This is a genomic window from Rhizobium sp. Root491 (genome assembly GCF_001427205.1).
Taxonomy (GTDB): Bacteria; Pseudomonadota; Alphaproteobacteria; order Rhizobiales; family Rhizobiaceae; genus Agrobacterium; species Agrobacterium tumefaciens.
This window is the reverse complement of sequence record NZ_LMFF01000019.1, coordinates 51,145-69,002: the sequence shown is the minus strand read 5'-3', so window position 1 is coordinate 69,002 and position 17,858 is coordinate 51,145. Positions and strand designations below refer to the sequence as shown.

15 protein-coding genes are annotated in these 17,858 nt (G+C 60.1%); 7 read left to right on the top strand and 8 right to left on the bottom strand.

The window, feature by feature from the left end; all coding sequences use genetic code 11:
* Positions 1–15: 15 nt before the first annotated feature.
* From ASD46_RS24475 to ASD46_RS24460, 4 genes are all read left to right on the top strand, one after another.
* Positions 16–1,074 carry an ABC transporter ATP-binding protein gene (locus ASD46_RS24475; RefSeq protein ID WP_013636780.1) on the top strand — a complete coding sequence of 353 codons (1,059 nt, stop codon included), beginning with the start codon at positions 16–18 and terminating at the stop codon, positions 1,072–1,074.
* A 49-nt stretch (positions 1,075–1,123) separates the two neighbouring features.
* A complete protein-coding gene (locus tag ASD46_RS24470; protein ID WP_025594406.1) occupies positions 1,124–2,086 on the top strand; it encodes a sugar kinase in 963 nt (320 codons plus the stop codon).
* 143 nt (positions 2,087–2,229) lie between these two features.
* Complete coding sequence (locus tag ASD46_RS24465; protein WP_060642911.1) at positions 2,230–3,288, top strand: P1 family peptidase; 1,059 nt, start codon at positions 2,230–2,232, stop codon at positions 3,286–3,288.
* A gap of 20 nt (positions 3,289–3,308) precedes the next feature.
* Positions 3,309–4,175 carry a D-amino-acid transaminase gene (locus ASD46_RS24460; RefSeq protein ID WP_025594410.1) on the top strand — a complete coding sequence of 289 codons (867 nt, stop codon included), beginning with the start codon at positions 3,309–3,311 and terminating at the stop codon, positions 4,173–4,175.
* Positions 4,176–4,181: 6 nt separating this feature from the next.
* Here the strand turns inward: ASD46_RS24460 and ASD46_RS24455 are convergent, their stop codons facing one another.
* The 7 genes from ASD46_RS24455 to ASD46_RS24425 all read right to left on the bottom strand — a co-directional run bounded on the left by ASD46_RS24455 (position 4,182) and on the right by ASD46_RS24425 (position 11,876).
* The gene (locus ASD46_RS24455; RefSeq protein ID WP_025594412.1) at positions 4,182–5,078 is read right to left on the bottom strand and encodes a LysR substrate-binding domain-containing protein; all 897 of its coding nucleotides are present in this window, start codon (positions 5,076–5,078) and stop codon (positions 4,182–4,184) included.
* Between the two features lie 88 nt (positions 5,079–5,166).
* Positions 5,167–6,678, bottom strand: coding sequence for a serine hydrolase domain-containing protein (locus ASD46_RS24450; protein ID WP_060642910.1), 1,512 nt, complete (start codon positions 6,676–6,678; stop codon positions 5,167–5,169).
* A 116-nt stretch (positions 6,679–6,794) separates the two neighbouring features.
* Positions 6,795–7,535: an ABC transporter ATP-binding protein gene (locus tag ASD46_RS24445; protein ID WP_003514115.1), complete on the bottom strand. Its 741-nt coding sequence runs from the start codon at positions 7,533–7,535 to the stop codon at positions 6,795–6,797.
* Positions 7,532–8,362, bottom strand: a complete 831-nt coding sequence (locus ASD46_RS24440) for an ABC transporter ATP-binding protein (protein WP_003503986.1) — start codon at positions 8,360–8,362, stop codon at positions 7,532–7,534. Before ASD46_RS24440 ends, ASD46_RS24445 begins: the two co-directional genes overlap by 4 nt.
* A gap of 3 nt (positions 8,363–8,365) precedes the next feature.
* Positions 8,366–9,268, bottom strand: a complete 903-nt coding sequence (gene nikC, locus ASD46_RS24435) for a nickel transporter permease (protein WP_013636786.1) — start codon at positions 9,266–9,268, stop codon at positions 8,366–8,368.
* Positions 9,265–10,278, bottom strand: coding sequence for an ABC transporter permease (locus tag ASD46_RS24430; protein ID WP_003514118.1), 1,014 nt, complete (start codon positions 10,276–10,278; stop codon positions 9,265–9,267). The genes nikC and ASD46_RS24430 overlap by 4 nt, the downstream gene beginning before the upstream one ends.
* A 2-nt stretch (positions 10,279–10,280) precedes the next feature.
* Positions 10,281–11,876 carry an ABC transporter substrate-binding protein gene (locus ASD46_RS24425; RefSeq protein WP_025594417.1) on the bottom strand — a complete coding sequence of 532 codons (1,596 nt, stop codon included), beginning with the start codon at positions 11,874–11,876 and terminating at the stop codon, positions 10,281–10,283.
* A 235-nt stretch (positions 11,877–12,111) separates the two neighbouring features.
* Here ASD46_RS24425 and ASD46_RS24420 point away from each other — a divergent pair, with 235 nt between their 5' ends.
* On the top strand, positions 12,112–13,152 hold the full coding sequence (locus tag ASD46_RS24420) for a dipeptidase (RefSeq protein WP_025594419.1): 1,041 nt from the start codon (positions 12,112–12,114) through the stop codon (positions 13,150–13,152).
* 60 nt (positions 13,153–13,212) lie between these two features.
* On the opposite strand, the gene ASD46_RS24415 is transcribed toward ASD46_RS24420, so the two are convergent.
* Positions 13,213–13,506: a hypothetical protein gene (locus tag ASD46_RS24415; protein WP_003514125.1), complete on the bottom strand. Its 294-nt coding sequence runs from the start codon at positions 13,504–13,506 to the stop codon at positions 13,213–13,215.
* A gap of 275 nt (positions 13,507–13,781) precedes the next feature.
* On the opposite strand from ASD46_RS24415, the gene mprF reads away from it, so the two are divergent.
* Complete coding sequence (gene mprF / locus ASD46_RS24410) at positions 13,782–16,382, top strand: bifunctional lysylphosphatidylglycerol flippase/synthetase MprF (RefSeq protein ID WP_013636789.1); 2,601 nt, start codon at positions 13,782–13,784, stop codon at positions 16,380–16,382.
* Between the two features lie 11 nt (positions 16,383–16,393).
* A complete protein-coding gene (locus ASD46_RS24405; protein WP_019565052.1) occupies positions 16,394–17,764 on the top strand; it encodes a virulence factor in 1,371 nt (456 codons plus the stop codon).
* The last annotated feature ends 94 nt before the right edge of the window (positions 17,765–17,858 follow it).

Genomic DNA, 17,858 nt, shown 5'->3' with positions numbered 1-17,858 from the left:
ACGGGAACCAAAAACATGGCACCGGTCAATATTCTAAACGTCCAGAAGCGCTTCGGCGCGGTCAATATCATCCACGGCATCGATATCGATATCAAGGATGGCGAATTCGTCGTGCTGGTCGGCCCTTCCGGCTGCGGCAAATCCACCCTGCTGCGCATGATTGCGGGGCTTGAGGAAGTCAGCGACGGCGAAATCCACATCGGCGCGCGTGAGGTGAGCAACCTGCCTGCCCGCGACCGCGATATCGCCATGGTCTTCCAGAACTACGCCCTTTATCCGCACATGACGGTGAAGGATAATATGGGCTTCGCGCTGAAGCTGAAGAAGGTGAGCGCCGACGAAACCAAGGCCAAGGTCGACAAGGCTGCCGCCATTCTGGGGCTGGACAAGCTGCTCGACCGTTATCCGCGCCAGCTTTCCGGCGGCCAGCGCCAGCGTGTAGCCATGGGACGCGCGCTGGTGCGCGATCCGCAGGTCTTCCTGTTTGACGAACCGCTGTCAAACCTCGACGCCAAGCTGCGCGTGCAGATGCGCGGCGAGATCAAGGCCATGCACCAGCGCATCGGCACCACCACCATCTACGTCACGCACGACCAGGTGGAAGCCATGACCATGGCCGACAAGATCGTGGTGCTGCATGACGGCGTGATCGAGCAGATCGGCGCGCCGCTCGAGCTTTACGACCGCCCGGCCAACCTCTTCGTTGCCGGTTTCATCGGTTCGCCTGCGATGAATTTCATTCGTGGACGCGTCGAAGAAGGCGTGTTCCGCACCGTGAAGGGCTTAAGCCTTCCCCTGCCCGCCAACAGCGACATCGCCGCACTGGGCGGTCGCGACCTCGTCTACGGCGTGCGCCCGGAACATATCCGTGCAGCAAGCGGCGGTATCGAAGGCCGGGTCGAACTGGTCGAAGGCACCGGCTCGGAAATCTATGCCAAGCTGAACTGCAAGGGCGACGAGATTGCCTGCCTGTTCCGTGAGCGGCTGGACGTGCGGTTCGGCGATACGATCCATATCGCCATCGACCCGGAAATGGTTCACCTTTTCGACAAGGCAACCGGCAAGCGCATCTAAGGCGCATGCCGAGTAAAATTGCGTAAGACAAAGACATAGGGTGACGGGCATGGACAGCCAACACGAGAGCCGCAAACATGTGCTGTGCGTGGGCGCAGCCGTGCTCGACACCCTGTTTCGCGTCCATGACATGCCAAAGGGCGAAGGCAAGGTCCTGCCCTACGAAATGTTGCAGATCGCCGAGGGCATGGCATCCAGCGCAGCCTATGCGGTACACCGCATGGGCGGGCGCGCCAGCCTTTGGGGTGCGGTGGGCGACGACGAGACCGGCACCCGTATCCTGCGCGATCTCGCCGAAAGCGGTATCGACACCACAGGCATGACAGTCGCCGCCGGCGCACGCTCGGCACTCTCCACGATCATTATCGATGATCGCGGTGAAAGGCTGATCGTGCCTTTTTATGATCACAGGCTGCATGAGAAGAAGCGCTCCTGCACACCAGCGGACCTCGCCGCTTACGACGCCGTGCTGGTGGATGTGCGCTGGCCGGAACTGGCGCTCGATGTTCTTGATGTGGCACGCGCGCTCGGCAAACACGCCATTCTCGACGGCGACGTCGCGCCGGTCGAAACCCTCGAAAAGCTCGCACCCGCCGCGACCCACATCGTTTTTTCCGAACCCGCCGCCGCCCGGCTGACGGGGCTTGAGACGGTAGAGGACATGCTGCCGGTGCTGCACGCCCGCTACCCGCAAACCTTCATCGCCGTCACCGCCGGACCGGCAGGCTGCTGGTGGACGGAAGCTGGCGATCCCACTGTCCATTTTCAGGAAACGATGCAGGTCAAGGCGGTGGATACGCTGGCGGCAGGCGACATTTTCCACGGCACCTTTGCGCTTGCCATAGCCGAAGGCATGGAGAGCCGCGCGGCCATCCGGCTCTCCTCCGTTGCCGCTGCGCTCAAATGCACGGTCTTCGGCGGCCGCATCGGCACACCCACACGCGAAGAGACCGAAGACGCGATGCGGCAATGGCTGGAGCGTGAACGGGGACCGGCGCTACGCGCCTCCTGAGCGCATCCATTGCCCGCATAAAACTATTCCATTTTTGCGATGCCGTTTCCCGGCGAACTAGGCTAACGTCAAGTCAGAGCAAAGCTTTTCGCAAGCCGCGCTTGTTCCACCTTGAGCCTGCATTCCGCAAAAGTGATCGCCCGATGCATCAGACGACCCGCCCGAGACTGCGCGATATCGGCTTGCCGCCCGGCCATTTCGAGACCGGCCCGCTCAATGCCATCACCGATGTCGAAGGCGTGACGATCGGCCATTTGACCGTCATCGAAGGCGACACGATCCGCACCGGCGCAACCGCGATCCTGCCGCATGGCGGCAATCTTTTTCAGGACAAGGTGCCCGCCGCCTTCGCCGTCTATAATGGTTTCGGCAAGTTTGCAGGCTCGACCCAGATCGAGGAGCTCGGCGAACTCGAAACGCCTGTCATCCTCACCAATACGCTTGCAACCGGCCGGGCAATCGAGACGATCAACCGCCACACACTGGCGCAGCCGGGTAACGAAAAAGTGGTGTCGATCAATGCGGTCGTCGGAGAGACCAACGATTCCCGCCTCAACGACATCCGCGCTGGACGCCCGACCGTCGAGGAAATTTCGGCCGCGCTGAAAAACGCTGCCGCAGGCCCGGTGGCCGAGGGCGGCGTTGGAGCCGGAACCGGCACGGTGGCTTTCGGCATGAAGGGCGGCATCGGAACCGCATCCCGCATCGTCACCGTCGCGGGGGAGGCCTATACGCTCGGCGTTCTCGTGCAGTCCAATTATGGCGGCCATCTTCTCGTCTGCGGCAAACCCTATGTGAGCCCGGAGCACAGGGACAAGGACGGTTCCATCGTCATCATCGTCGCAACCGATGCGCCGCTGTCGTCGCGCAATTTGAAGCGCTTGGCAGCCAGAAGCTTCGGCGGCCTCTCGCGCACCGGTGCGGCACTGAGCAATGGTTCCGGCGATTACGCGCTGGCATTTTCGACCAACGAGCGGCTTCGCAAAACACCCGCACGCCGCAAGGCCGTGGCGGATTTTCCTGAGCTTTCCAACGATGCGATCTCGCCACTGTTCGAAGCTGCGATAGAGGCGACCGAAGAGGCGATCCTCAATTCGCTCTGCGCGGCAACAACAACATCAGGCTTCAACGCTGGAACCGGCAAGGTCTCCACGGTTGAGGCTATTTGCATCGATACCCTTAAAACCCTTCTTTCAGCCTGACTTTTCCAGACGGAGTTTTCATGACTAGCCAATCCGGTCGCATCGTTTACCTCAACGGCGAATTCCTGCCCGAGGCGGAAGCCCGCCTTTCCATCTTCGACCGCGGCTTCCTGTTCGGCGACGGCATTTATGAAGTCACCTCCGTTCTCGAAGGCAAGCTGATCGACAGCGACCTGCACATGGCGCGGCTGGAACGCAGCGCCCGCGAAATCGACGTGCTGCTGCCGGTCACAACAAAGGAAATCGTCGAGGCCGAACGTCGCCTGATTGCCGACAACAACCTTGTCGAAGGCATGATCTACCTGCAACTGACGCGCGGCGCGGAAGACCGCAACTTCCTGTTTTCCGCCGATTTGAAGCCGACGCTGGTGATGTTCACGCAGGCCAAAAAACTCGTCGGCACCGCCGTGGAAGAGGCCGGCATTGCGGTCAAATCCGTTCCCGACCAGCGCTGGGCGCGCCGTGATATCAAGACCGTCTGCCTGCTGCCGCAAGTGATGGCAAAACGCATCGCCAAGGCTGAAGGCTGCGATGAGGCGTGGATGATCGAGGATGGTTTCATCACCGAAGGCGCATCCTCCACCGCCTATATCATCACCGGCGACAGGAAGATCATCACCCGCGGCAACAGCAACAAGACCCTTCCCGGCTGCACCCGCCTTGCCGCCCTGCAACTGGCCAAGGAGGCCGGTTTCACGCTGGAAGAACGGCCTTTCACGTTGGAAGAGGCGATGAACGCAGACGAAGCCTGCCTGACCAGCGCCTCCAACTTCGTGGTTTCGGTGACGAAGATCGACGGCAAGCCGGTGGGTGATGGCAAACCAGGCGCGATGGTGAAACGCCTGCGCGCGCTCTATCTCGAAAACGCCCACCGCACCGCGATCTGACCAGGATCAATCTTCGAGAACCGCCCATATGCGCTCGACAACGGGACGGCGGTTCTCCTTGGAACGATAAAGCCGGATATCCACGGCAATATCGAAACTGTGATCGGCGGCACGCACCAGCGCGCCGCTATCCAGCTCGTGCCGCATCAGGCTTTCCGGCACCCAGGCAACACCCCATCCCGCCATCGCCATGGCTTTCAGCCCCACCGACATGCTGCCCTCATGCACCCGCTCGAATTTCGGCAGGCGCGCACTCAGGAGATCGCGCAACAGCGGCCCGAAGAACGATGCTTTTTCGTAATCCAGATAGGCAAAGGGTTTTTTCGCGCTTTCCGTCAGGCTGTGCAGCGGTGCGCCATCCTCTGCGGGGGCGGAAACGGGAATGATGTTTTCCGCGCCAAGCACGCGGAATTCGAAGGTCTGCGCATCGAGCAGCATCGGCACTTCGGGGTGAGCGTAGGTCAGAAGGAAATCGCTCTGCCCGTCCACCAGCGAATTGAGGTTCTCCTCCATGCTGCCGGAATCAGGCCGCAGAACCGAAAACAGCGGTCCCGCCTTCTCGTTCACCTGTTTCAGCCAGTCCGGGAAGAAGGTGAAAGACAGCGTGTGCAGCGCCGTCAGCCGCACTGTTCTGGCATCCTCGCCGTCTTCCTGCAACAGAGTGCGACGGGCGTGGTAAAGCTGCTTCAGGGTTTCCTGCGCCACCGGAACGAACTTCACCCCGGCCTCGGTCAGTCGTGAGGGATAGGAAGCGCGATCGACCAGCGTCGCGCCCACCCAGGCTTCCAGCTGCTTGATCCTTCGGCTGAAAGCGGATTGCGTCACATGTCGCTCTTCCGCCGCCTTCGAAAAATTGAGCGTTCCGGCCAGCGCCAGGAAATCCTCGAGCCATTTGACTTCCAAGGGCCTGTTCTCCCACAAAGATGTTGAACCGGCCTTTAGCTGGAACAAGGGTCTTTATTAGGAGCAATAGCAGCTGATTGAAACCCTCTTAAAGGCTTCTTGTATATTCGATCATTCGCGCCCGGCTCGCCACAAGCTCTATCCGGCTGTCGCTCAATTGATTGAGGCAGATGCGCTTCGTCCACGGCCCGTCCGAGAGCGTGAAGAGGAAGCGACCATTGCCGAGCGCCGTCAAAGGCATGGAGCGGCGCGTGGGACCGATACCCATGGTCAGCGACGAACCGGAAATCGTAAATTCCGCCCCTTCGGTAGAGCGCCAAGATCCGGAAAGCTCATCGGGCACCGCATGGTCGCCAACCGGCAGGAACCGACGAGCGGCGTGGCCTGCCTCGCCGACGATCGCATCGCCCTCGAGCCTCAGAAGCATCGGAGAGGATGCGGAGCGCGATGACACCCAGCCATCGGCATCTTCATAAAGCGTGACGTCGCCATCGATGAAGGTCGAGGTACTGCCCTTGATCTCCAGCCACCACGGTCCGCTTTCGGTGACATAGAGGCCTTCCGGCAAGCTGGCGGCGGCTTTGGGTAAAGGCAGACCGGTCAGGGCCGCCATGCTTTCCAGCGCAATCTTGAAGCCGTTGGTATCCTCGCGGTTCGATACCACGACGAAACCCGTGCCGTTTTCCGGATCGAGAAGGAAGTACGTCTTGTAGCCAGGATGCGAACCGCCATGACCGACGAAACGTCTGTCGCCGAGATGTGACCAGCGCAGGCCGAGACCATATTCGCTCATCCGTCCATCGGCGAGCCGCCGCTCGGTGGAAAGCCCGTCCAGAACGGCGGCAAAGCTGCCCTCTCCGCGCATCAGCCCCTGCAGCCAGCGGGTCAGCGCTTCGGCACTGCCGGCAAGACTGCCCGAAGCGGAAATATGCAGCCCCGCCGCCGAAAGTTGCCAGTTGCTTTCAGCCTTCCAGTAACCCGGCACCAATCCGTCGACCGGATCGTTCCAGACGTCCGGCGCCTTCAGGAAAACACCGAACGGTCCGGCAATTTGCGTCTGCACGAAATCGTCAAAACGGAAGCCATGGCGCTCCAGCGCCGCCTCGACCAGACGATAACCGGTATTCGAATAGGAAACCTCGCTGCCGGCCGGAAAGTTCAGCCGGGTCAGCCGCGACAGATAGTCGAGAAGCGGGCCGGCCTTCGTTTCGGTATAGACGGAAAGACCAAGCAGCGAGAGGCATTCGCGCGTGTCCGGCAATCCGCCGCTCATATCCAGCGCCTGCCCGACAGTGACGTCGCGGAGTGGCGATTGCAGCTCCGGCAGATGCTTTCCGAGCGGATCGTCAAGCCCGATCAGATCGGAATGGGCAAGCACCATGGCACAGAAGGCATGTTTGGTGACGGAAGCGTAACGCACCACGCTTTTCGGCGTGAACGGCGTAAACGTCGAAAGGCTCTCAACCCCGCCCGCATGGGCAAAACGGATGCCATTGAGATCGAAACCGATCACTGCTCCGCCTGGCTCGTTGCCGGCCCATTGCGAGACGAAACTCTCGGCAAGCGTTGAAGCGGCGTTCCAGTCGAATTGCTGTGACATTGTTCGGTCTCGTGTCTTCGTGGGTCTTGTGGGAAGCCTCATACCGCTGCCGCGACCTTCTCCCCGGTGGGGAGAAGAAGCGAGCAGCAACCGCTCGATCTATGTGCGACGGGGGCTCAAGCCGGCTCTTCCAGCCGGATACTCAGGCTGCGCAACTCTTCTGTATGCGGGTGTTTTGTGCGGCCTTCGCGTAGATCGCCTGCATTCAGCTGCTCGACCATTTCACCATTCAGCATCACGCCCACCTGTGGGCACAGATGCGCGATAACAGCCAGATTGTGGCTGACGAGGATATAGGTGAGGTTGCGCGCCGCCCGCAGATCCTGCAACAGGTTCAGGATTTCCGCCTGCACTGAAACATCGAGCGCCGAAGTCGGCTCATCGAGCAGCAGAACCTGCGGATCGGCAATCAAAGCACGCGCAATCGCCACGCGCTGACGCTGACCGCCGGAGAGCTGGTGCGGATAACGGAAGCGCACAGCCTGCGGCAGGGCCACATCCGATAGCGCCTGCTGGATGCGTTTTTCGATATTGTCCATGCCGTGCACCAACGGCAATTCGCTGAGAATGCGGTCGATGGTCTGGCGCGGATGCAGCGAACCATAGGGGTCCTGAAACACCATCTGCACCTGCCGGAAGAATTCCGGCGTGCGCTTCAGCGGCGCATCCTTGCCGGCAAAGGCGATGCGGCCTTCCCAGCTTTCATTAAGGCCGGCCATGGCGCGCAGGATGGTGGACTTGCCCGAGCCGCTTTCGCCAACGATGCCGAAGCTGCCGCCCTTTTCGACCGAAAAGGACACGCCCTTCACCACTTCACGGTCGCCGAACTTGATACGGAGATTTTCGACGTCGATCATAGGCTGGACCACGCTGCATCACGGTTGAGAACGGGAAGACGCTCGCGCGGATGCGTCAGCGAGGGAATGCAGTTCAAGAGACCCTGCGTGTAAGGATGCTGGGCTTTCAGGAGTTCGGAAGCCTTCAGTTCCTCCATCACCCGGCCGGAATACATGACAGCCACGCGGTCGCAGAAATGCGAGACAAGCGGTAGGTCGTGGCTGATGAGGATGAGACCCATGCCGCGTTCCGATACCAGCTCCTCGATCAGCCGCAGGATTTCCGCCTGCACCGTGGCATCGAGAGCACTCGTCGGTTCGTCGGCGATCAGAAGCTCTGGATCAGGCGCCAGCATCATGGCGATCATGACACGCTGGCCCATGCCGCCGGAAACCTCGTGAGCATAGGACGAAGCGACCTGGCGCGGATTGCGGATCTTCACCTGATCGAGCAGAGCGATTGCCGCCTCCATGGCCGCACGCTTGCTGCCGCCCTTGTGGGCGCGCCAGGCTTCCGCGATCTGTGCACCCATGGTCTTGACCGGGTTCAGCGAATATTTCGGATCCTGAAGGATGAAACCTGCCCGTTTTCCTCGGATCTGGCGCATCTGCTTTTCACTGGCGGAAAGCACGTCGATACCGTCAAAGGAGAGCTTGTCGGCCCTGATATCGGCATTGGAGGGCAGAAGCTTCATCAGCGCGCGCGCCGTGAGGCTCTTGCCCGAACCGGATTCACCGACGATGCCGAGCTTTTCTGTTCCGAGCTTCATGGAAACACCGCGCACCGCCTCGAAGCGGCTGGTGCGGGTCTGGAACGCGATCTTCAGATTTTCGATTTCGACCAGCATGGCTCAATGTCCCTTCGGGTCGAGCACGTCGCGCAGACCATCGCCAAGGAAGTTGAAGGCGAGCGAGACGAGGAAGATGGCGATGCCCGGAATGGTGGCGACCCACCATTGTTCGAAGATGAAGCGCTTGGCCGTCGCAATCATCGCACCCCATTCCGGCGAAGGCGGCTGCGCGCCCATGCCGAGGAAGCCGAGGCTTGCGGCGGTGATGATGATCGAGCTCATGTCGAGCGTGATGCGCACGATGAGGCTCGGCACGCAGAGCGGCGCGATGTGACGGGCGATGATGCGCCAGGCGGAAGCGCCTGTTAGCCGGTAGGCCGCAACGAAATCGCTGCCGCGAACCGTCATGGTTTCGGCGCGAGCGAGACGCGCATAGGGCGGCCAGGCGGTGAGCGCGATGGCGAGAATGGCGCTTTCGACGCCAGGCTTCAGCGCCGCGACGAAGGCAAGCGCCAGGATGAGGCGCGGGAAGGCCAGGAACACATCGGTCACCCGCATCAACACCGTATCGACGATACCGCCGAAATAACCGGCGATGCAGCCGATGGCGAGACCGATCGGCGCAACGAGAACGACGACGGCAATGACCATGCCGAGCGTGACGCGACCACCATAAAGAATGCGGGAAAGAATGTCGCGACCCAGCTCATCCGTGCCGAACCAGTGCTCGGCACTCGGGAAGGCAAGGCGGTTGCCGAGGTTCTGCGCGGCCGGATCGTAAGGCGCGATGAACGGCGCCAGCAGCGACAGCGCAATGAAGATGATGATGATCGTGAGACCGACCACCGCCAGCGGATTGGACTTGAGGTTCAGCCAGATGCGGTACCGGTTTCCCCAGGCAGCCTGCCTGCGGGAATGCGGCGTCTCATCCAGAGCCCAGTTTCTGAAAGTTGCTAACATCATCGAACGCGGGGATCCATTACTCGGTAAAGTACGTCTGCGAGCAGGTTGAGGCCGACATAGATCAGGCCGATCAACAGGGTCGCTCCGACGACAGGGTTCATGTCCGCGTTCATGAGCGAGACGGTGAGATATTGGCCAAGGCCCGGCCAGCTGAAGACGGTTTCCGTCACCACGGCACCTTCCAGAAGGCCGGCATAGGTGAGTGCGAGAACCGTGACGAGCTGTACGGCAACCGTCGGGAAGGCGTGCCCCCAGATAACGGTCATTGCCGAAAGCCCCTTGGCACGGGCGGTAATGACATATTCGCCCTTCAGCGCATCGATCATGAAGGCGCGTGTCATGCGGGTGATATAGGCCATGCTGAAATAGGCAAGGATGCAGACGGGCTGCACCATGTGGGCGATGGCGTCGTAAAACGCGTCCCAGTCGCCGGCAAGCAGCGTATCGACCGTCATCAGGCCCGTGACCGGCGAGATCATGCCGTCATAGATGATGTCCTGCCTGCCCGGTCCGGGTGCGACGCCAAGCGTGGCGTAAAATACCAGCAGCGAAATCAGCGCCAGCATGAAGACGGGCACGGAATGACCGGCAAGGCAGACGACGCGGATGATCTGGTCCGTCAACTTACCCTGCTTCACGGCGGCCCATACGCCGAGCGGAATGCCGATCAGCGCAGCGAGAATGAGTGCTGCCGTAGCAAGCTCGAAGGTGGCGGGGAAAACGCGCTTGATATCGATCCAGACCGGGTTGCGGGTCAGGATGGAATTGCCGAAATCACCGTGCAGCACCTGCGACACATAGTGGAAAAACTGAACGACCAGTGGCTGGTCCAGGCCCATTTCGGCCCGAACCCGCACAATGACGTCTTCAGGCGCGTTGTCGCCGACTGCCGCAATGACGGGATCGACAGGCATGACGCGCCCGATCAGGAAGGTGATGACCATCAACCCGAACAGCGTCAGAATGACGCTGCTCAGTGTCGACGATATGCTTTTGACGCGCTTGTTCAATGTTACGCTTTCTTAGCATCGTGGTAGGAATTGCCCTCGGAGAGAACGCCGAGTTCAAAGCCGGAAACGCCCTTGCGGAACGCGGCCGTCTTCGTCGTCTGGAACATGAAGACGAAGGGGCTGTTTTCCATGTGCTCGCGCTGCAGCGCTTCATAAAGCTCGATGCGCTTTGCCGGGTCCTTCTCGTCACGGGCGGCTTCTGCCTTCGCGGCAAAGTCGTCGTTCTTGAAGCGCGAACGCCACAGGAAGGGCTTGGACTTGGCGTCGTCGCCATTGTCCTTGTTGATGTTGAAGACATCGGCATTGGAATGCGGATCGAAGTAATCCGTGCCCCAGGCGGAAAGCGCCATCTGGTGTTCGCGGCCGCGCATCTTGGTCAGAACCTGACGGTTCTCGGCAGATTGCAGACGCACCTTGATGCCGATATCGGCAAGATTTGCCTGGATGGCCTGCGCCAGATCCGGGTAAGGCTGGGCGGAATAGTGATCCATGGTGATTTCGAAACCGTCGGCAAGACCGGCTTCCGCCATCAGCGCCTTGGCCTTTTCGACATCGCGCTGGTACGGCGTGTCGTTGACGGCGCCGGGGAAACCTTCCGGCTCGAAGCTCTGGTGAACCTTGTGCGTCAGCGGCACAATGTTTTCCTGCATGCCCTTGTAGTCCAGCGCCCATTTGATGGCCTGCCAGACCTGTGGCTTGGCAAGGTTCTCATTGCCCTGATTAAGCGAGATCAGCACCAGCGAGGCGATGCTCTTGCGCTGCAACTCGATGTTGGCGTCGTTCTGGACGGTACGCAGCTGTTCCGAGGTCAGGTCGCGGGCAATGTCGATATCGCCCTTCTGCAACATCAGAAGCTGGGAAGACGGATCGGTGACATGGCGCAGGATGACGCGCTTGATGTTACCCCTGTAGGGGCCATTCGGGTTGACGGTGAGCGCTACGCTCTCGCTCGGCTTCCAGGCCTGCAACATGAAATCGCCGGAACCGGCGCTGTTTTTCTGCAGCCAGCCATTGCCGAGGTCTTCGCCCGAGGCATTTGCCAGCACGGCCTTCTTTTCAACGATCGCGCCGATATTGGCGGAGAGGCAATAGAGCAGGAACGAGATTGCGGTCGGCTTTGCCGTCGTCAGCTTCACCGTCTTTTCGTCGGCGGCAACGATGGTCGTTTCGGCATTGTCAGGCGTGAAGCCGAACTGGCCGATGATGAAGGCCGGGCTCTTGTTCATTTTGATGGCGCGCTGCAGAGAAAAGGCCACGTCTTCCGCGGTCACTTTCGCACCGCTCGAGAAGGTCGCATCTTCACCGATCACAAAGGTGAAAACCTTGCTTTCCGCATCGGCTTCCCAGGACTTCGCGATGACCGGATCGACCTTGGTGGAATCTTCACGGTTCGCCCGCACCAGCTTCTGGTACATGTTGGACATGATTTCACCGCCGACGGCTTCGAAACCCTCATGCGGATCAAGGCTCGTCATGTTGTCCAGCTGCTGCGCGACCACCAGAATATCCTTGGGCGTCGCAGCAAATGCCGGAATGTGCGCATAGGACAGGAACGGTACGGCAGCGCCGGCAATCAGCAGGTTGCGTCTTGAAATCATCGAAAATCCCCTTTCGGACCTTATTTTTCGGAAACGGTATGGGTTCGCCCCAATCCAGTCATTTTTTTTATGTTTTCCCGCGATTACCACGAGCAAACGAGGCGCGACCAATTCCAAATTTGGCAGAGCCTATGCACGGATTGCATTTGCTCCGACCTTGACCTTTCCTCTACCAATTCTCAAAAGTCTGACGACCGCGCGCCCGCGCCCCGCCCGTATCCAAAGGTGAATGACCATGACCGATGAAAAAACCGTACCCGTCTTCGACGGCCACAACGACGTGCTTCTGCGGTTATGGCGATCGGGCAATGCCTCTCCCGAAACGCTTCTCATCGAGGGTGATACGGTCGGCCACATCGACCTGCCGCGCGCCAGGAAGGGCGGGTTGGCCGGTGGCCTCTGCGCCATCTACGTCCCCTCGCCCAGCATGGAGAAGGACGCGAACGGCGACTTCACGACACCGGCTGAAGCGGACGCGCTGAAGGCGACGCTTGGCATGGCGGCCCTCCTGTTCCGCGCCGAGAAACAATCAGGCGGTGCGCTGAAAGTCTGCCGCACGGCCGCCGAGATCCGCAGCGCGATGGCAGAGGGCGCCTTTGCCTCCGTCTTCCATATCGAGGGCGCAGAAGCGATCGGCGCCGATCTGGATGCGCTGCATGTTCTCCACGAGGCTGGCCTTCGCACGCTCGGACCGGTCTGGAGCCGCCCGAACATCTTCGCCTACGGCGTTCCCTTCCGCTTCCCGTCGACACCGGATATCGGCCCCGGCCTCACCGATGCCGGAAAACGGCTGGTAAAGACCTGCAACGAATTGAAGATCATGGTCGACCTGTCGCACATGAACGAACAGGGTTTCTGGGACATCGCGAAGATTTCGGACGCACCGCTGGTGGCGTCCCATTCCAACACCTATGCGCTGTGCAACCACAGCCGCAACCTGACGGACCGCCAGCTGGACGCGATCCGCGACACAGGCGGTCTTGCCGGCATCAATTTCGGCGTTCTGTTCCTGCGACAGGACGGCGTGAAGAACCCGGCTACCGATCTTGGCGAACTGGTCCGCCATGTCGACTATATCGTCAACCGCATCGGCATCGATCACGTCGCACTCGGCTCGGATTTCGACGGCACCACCATTCCAGCAGCCATGAAGGATGCGGCCGATCTGCAATTGCTGGTCACAGCCCTGCGCAACGGCGGTTATGACGACGCCGCACTCGCCAAGATCTGCTATGGCAACTGGGTACGCGTGCTGGAGAAAACGTGGGGCGCGTAACGCGCCCCGACTTTGGCATTCTCCCCGGACTTCCGTGCCGGAGACATGAAGCGGCAGGCCTCAGGCCTTTGCCGCTTTCTTTTTGCCCGTGGACCGAAACGCCAGCAGGCCTGCGACCAGACCAGCAATGGCCCATTTGATCGGCAGTACATCCGCCGTCTCGCTACGGATCGGCAGAACGGTCACTGTTCCCGGACGCGATTCATATCCGGCCTGCCCGCCGGCCTTCGCATCAGCGATCTGCTGCGGCGAGACAACCCATTCGGCGCCCCGCATCTTGTCATAAGCCATGTAGCCGCCGCCCACCAAAAGGGCTGCGATCAGCGAAATTACTATTCTTGTAGGCATGTTCATTTTGCATTTCCTTAAATTGAAAGAAGCGTTTAATCACATCAAACATCGCCTCCAAGCAATCGGAACGTTTAATTCACGGAGTTTTTGATCTAAAATTTGAACATCGCTCTTTTTGGTTGCATTTTTCATTTTAACGGCGAAAATCTCATTGGTTTGTCGCCAAACTTCACATCGACACGTCACGCATTTCTGCTAAGCAAATTTCCTCAACCGAAACGAATTAGCGACACAATCCTGTGGTTCGCCAACCAAGGGACTGGCGCTGGAAAAAGCAAATGGCAGACAAGAGCGAAATTATACAGACCGATATTACCGAATCCCCGGTTGAAAGCTTCTTTGCCAGAAACCGGCCCTATCTGACGGCCATCGCCATTACGCTCATCTTCGTGATGATGACGTTTGCGATTTACCGCCTCACATCCGAAGTGCGATACGATGATGTGATCGCAGCCCTTCTGGACACTTCGCTTCCGGCCATTCTTCTTGCAATGGTCTTTACGGCGCTGAGCTTCCTGTCGCTGATTTTCTATGACGCCAACGCGATCGAATATGTCGGAAAAAAGGTGCGCTTCCCGTCCATGGCGGCCACCGCTTTTGCCGCTTACGCCATCGGCAACACTGCTGGATTTGGCCCCTTGAGCGGCGGCGCCATACGCTTTCGCGCCTATTCCAGGCTGGGACTTTCGCCGGGTGACATCGCCCGTGTCATCGCCTTCGTCACGCTGTCCTTCGGGCTGGGGCTTTTGTCTGTCAGCGCCCTTTCGACCTTCATCGTCGCACCACGCATCGCGGCCATCATCGGTCTCGACCCGACTGTTCTAAGGGGCGGAGCGCTCGCCGTCATTGCCGTTCTCGTTACCACCGCCTACGTCGGCCGCAACGGCAAGGCGATCCGGCTCGGCAAATGGCGACTGCGCCTTCCCGACAGCCGCACCTCCTCGCGCCAGTTCCTCGTCTCCGCCTTTGATATCGCCGCCTCCGCCTCCGTGCTTTACGTGCTCCTGCCCGAGACGCATCTCGGCTGGCCGACATTCTTCGCGATCTATGCCACCGCCGTTGGCCTTGGCGTTCTCAGCCACGTTCCCGCCGGTCTCGGTGTGTTCGAAACGGTCATGGTAGCCGGGCTCGGCAACGCGATCAGCGTCGATCAGCTGCTCGGAAGCCTCGTTCTTTATCGCGTCATCTATCACGTCCTGCCGCTGGTTGTTGCCATTCTGGTGATGATCGTTTCCGAAATGAAGCAGTTCGCGGCCAAGCCGGTGGTCTCCGATATCAGCCAGCTTGCCGTGCGGCTGGCGCCACCGCTGCTCTCCACCTTCGCGATCATTCTCGGCACCATGCTGATCTTTTCGAGCGTGACGCCGACGCCCGGCAGCAATCTGGATTTCCTGTCGAATTTCGTGCCACTGCCGATCATCGAGGCGGCGCACTTTCTGACGAGCATTCTCGGCCTTGGCCTCGTTGTCGCCTCCCGCGGCCTCGGGCAGCGGCTGGATGGGGCGTGGTGGATTGCCCTTGTCGCCGCATCGCTGGCGCTCATCCTGTCGCTGGTGAAGGCGATCGCCGTTTTCGAAGCAATCTTCCTCGGCATCTTCATCGCGGCGCTCGCCCTAAATATGCGCAGCTTCAATCGTCATGCCTCGCTGGTCAAACAGGCGCTGGGACCGAGCTGGCTCGCCGCTATGGCCGTCATCATCGCCGGCGCGGCAACGATCCTTCTGTTCGTCTACCGTGACACCGATTACAGCCACACATTGTGGTGGGAATTCGAGTTCTCCGAAGAAGCACCGCGCGGTCTGCGCGCCCTTCTCGGCCTGGTGCTCGCTTCATCGACCATTGCAATTTTCAGCCTGATGCGGCCGGTCACCTTCAAGCCGGATTCCATCCAGCCGGAAGACGTTGAACGTGCAACCGACATCGTCATGCAGCAGGATTCGGCCGATGCCAATCTGGTGCGCATGGGCGACAAGCATGTGATGTTCTCGGAAAGCGGCAGCGCCTTCATCATGTACGGCATTCAGGGCCGATCATGGATAGCCTTCGCCGACCCCGTCGGCAACGAGGAGGATTTTCCCGATCTGGTCTGGCAATTCGTGGAATCCGCCCGTTCGGCGGGTGCGCGCGCCGCCTTCTACCAGATTTCGCCCTTCCTCCTGTCCCATTGCGCCGATGCGGGCCTGCGTGCCTTCAAGCTTGGCGAACTGGCGCTGGTCGATCTTACCGCATTCGAATTGAAGGGCGGCAAGCTCGCGACCCTTCGCCAGTCACTGAGCCGCGGCGCCCGCGACGGGCTGACCTTCGAAGTTGTCGAGCAATCGCATGTTGCCGATATTCTGGATGATCTCAAGCAGGTCTCGGATGGCTGGCTCACCCACCACAATACAAGGGAAAAGCGATTTTCTCTCGGTGCGTTCGAGCCCAACTACATTCTCTCCCAGCCCGTCGCCGTGCTGCGCAAGGATGGCAAGATCACCGCCTTCGCCAATCTGATGGTGACGGACACGAAAAAGGAAGCCACCGTCGATCTCATGCGCTTTTCACCGGATGCACCGCGCGGCTCGATGGATTTCCTCTTCGTCAGCATCATGCAGCATCTACGCGAGGCGGGATATGAAAGCTTCAATCTCGGCATGGCACCCATGTCCGGCATGTCGAAGCGCGATGCGGCACCGGTCTGGGACCGCATTGGCAGCACGCTTTTCGAACATGGCGAACGTTTCTACAACTTTAAGGGCCTTCGTGCGTTCAAGACGAAGTTCCACCCGAAATGGGAACCGCGTTACCTCGCCGTACAGAATGGCGCAGACGCCGCTCTGGCGCTGATGGACGCGACGGTTCTGATCAGTGGCGGTGTCAGAGGAGTGATCGGAAAATGAGAAAATACAGCATGCTGAAGGCAGCCCTTGCCGCCTCCGCCCTGTTCCTCTCCCCGTTGTTTGCTTCCAGCGCCGCCTTTTCGCAGGACAAACCAGCCTATGACACCGGCATGATCCCCGCCGAGCACATCATGGTGCCGGATGGCGAAATTCTCGCCAGCGTCTTCCTGATTTCCGATGCGGACGGATGGACCGGCACCGACGAAGAACGCGCCAAAGCACTGGTGGAAAAGGGTGCCGCGGTGGTCGGCATCGATTTCAAGGAATATCTGAAGGCACTCGAGGCCGATGATGACGAGTGTATCTATATGATCTCGGACATCGAGTCGCTGTCGCAGCAGATCCAGCGCACCGCCGGGACGGCCAGCTATCGCCAGCCTATCCTCACCGGCATCGGCAAGGGCGGAACGCTGGCGCTCGCCATGATCGCGCAAAGCCCGGTCTCCACCGTTCAGGAAGCCATCGCGGTCGACCCCAAGGCTGGCCTGCCGCTTGAGAAGATACTCTGCACCCCCGCCACCAAGGACAAGGTGGACGGTGAAACGGTTTATGGCCTGACCGATGGCCCGCTGCCAGCTCCTGTCAGCGTGCTGTTCACGCCCGATGCGGATCAGAAGGGCCGCGACCACGTTAACGCCCTGGTGAAGCTTCATCCCGATATCGAAGTGACTGATGTGACAGGCAAGGCGGATGAGATTTTGTCCCAGACCCTGTCCGACAAGGTCGATGCGGCGGGCGACACCAGCAGCCCGCTAGGCCTGCCGATCACGGTCCTCGAAACGAGCCCGGCGATGGACACCATGGCGGTGATCTATTCCGGTGACGGCGGCTGGCGCGATCTGGACGAGGAAGTCGGCGGCGCGCTGCAAAAGCAGGGGATACCTGTGATCGGCGTCGATGCCCTGCGTTACTTCTGGAAAGAAAAACAACCGCAGGAAGTGGCCAATGACCTTGCGCGCATCATCGACACCTACCGCAAGGAATGGAAGGTTCGAAACGTCGTGCTGATCGGCTATTCCTTTGGCGCCGATATCATTCCCGCGACCTATAATCTCCTGCCTGAACGCGCGAAATCGCATGTCGTGCAGCTGACGCTGCTTGGACTTTCGACCGAAGTCGATTTCGAGATTTCCGTCCAGGGCTGGCTCGGCGTTGCCGGCGAAGGCAAGGGCGGCAAGACCATCGACGACATCGTCAAGATCGATCCGAAGCTGGTGCAATGCGTCTATGGCACGGAGGAAGAGGATGAAGATCCCTGCCCCGGCCTGAAGGCAAAGGGCGTGGAGACGGTCGGCATCGAAGGTGGCCACCATTTCGATGAGGACTATGAGGGGCTTGCCAAGCGCATCGTGACCTCCCTGAAAACCCGGCTACCGAAATAGGCTGTCGCAACCTCTGCGGCTTCGGGAGAATTCCCGAAGCCCGTACTTCCATCAGAATTCAATCACCCGAAGCGCCGCCGGCAGGATGCCGGCT

Coding starts and splice junctions, on each gene's coding strand:
- ASD46_RS24475 (WP_013636780.1), top strand. CDS start 16: ATGGCACCGGTCAATATTCTAAACGTCCAGAAGCGCTTCGGCGCGGTC.
- ASD46_RS24470 (WP_025594406.1), top strand. CDS start 1,124: ATGGACAGCCAACACGAGAGCCGCAAACATGTGCTGTGCGTGGGCGCA.
- ASD46_RS24465 (WP_060642911.1), top strand. CDS start 2,230: ATGCATCAGACGACCCGCCCGAGACTGCGCGATATCGGCTTGCCGCCC.
- ASD46_RS24460 (WP_025594410.1), top strand. CDS start 3,309: ATGACTAGCCAATCCGGTCGCATCGTTTACCTCAACGGCGAATTCCTG.
- ASD46_RS24450 (WP_060642910.1), bottom strand. CDS start 6,678: ATGTCACAGCAATTCGACTGGAACGCCGCTTCAACGCTTGCCGAGAGT.
- ASD46_RS24445 (WP_003514115.1), bottom strand. CDS start 7,535: ATGATCGACGTCGAAAATCTCCGTATCAAGTTCGGCGACCGTGAAGTG.
- ASD46_RS24440 (WP_003503986.1), bottom strand. CDS start 8,362: ATGCTGGTCGAAATCGAAAATCTGAAGATCGCGTTCCAGACCCGCACC.
- nikC (WP_013636786.1), bottom strand. CDS start 9,268: ATGATGTTAGCAACTTTCAGAAACTGGGCTCTGGATGAGACGCCGCAT.
- ASD46_RS24425 (WP_025594417.1), bottom strand. CDS start 11,876: ATGATTTCAAGACGCAACCTGCTGATTGCCGGCGCTGCCGTACCGTTC.
- ASD46_RS24420 (WP_025594419.1), top strand. CDS start 12,112: ATGACCGATGAAAAAACCGTACCCGTCTTCGACGGCCACAACGACGTG.
- ASD46_RS24415 (WP_003514125.1), bottom strand. CDS start 13,506: ATGAACATGCCTACAAGAATAGTAATTTCGCTGATCGCAGCCCTTTTG.
- mprF (WP_013636789.1), top strand. CDS start 13,782: ATGGCAGACAAGAGCGAAATTATACAGACCGATATTACCGAATCCCCG.
- ASD46_RS24405 (WP_019565052.1), top strand. CDS start 16,394: ATGCTGAAGGCAGCCCTTGCCGCCTCCGCCCTGTTCCTCTCCCCGTTG.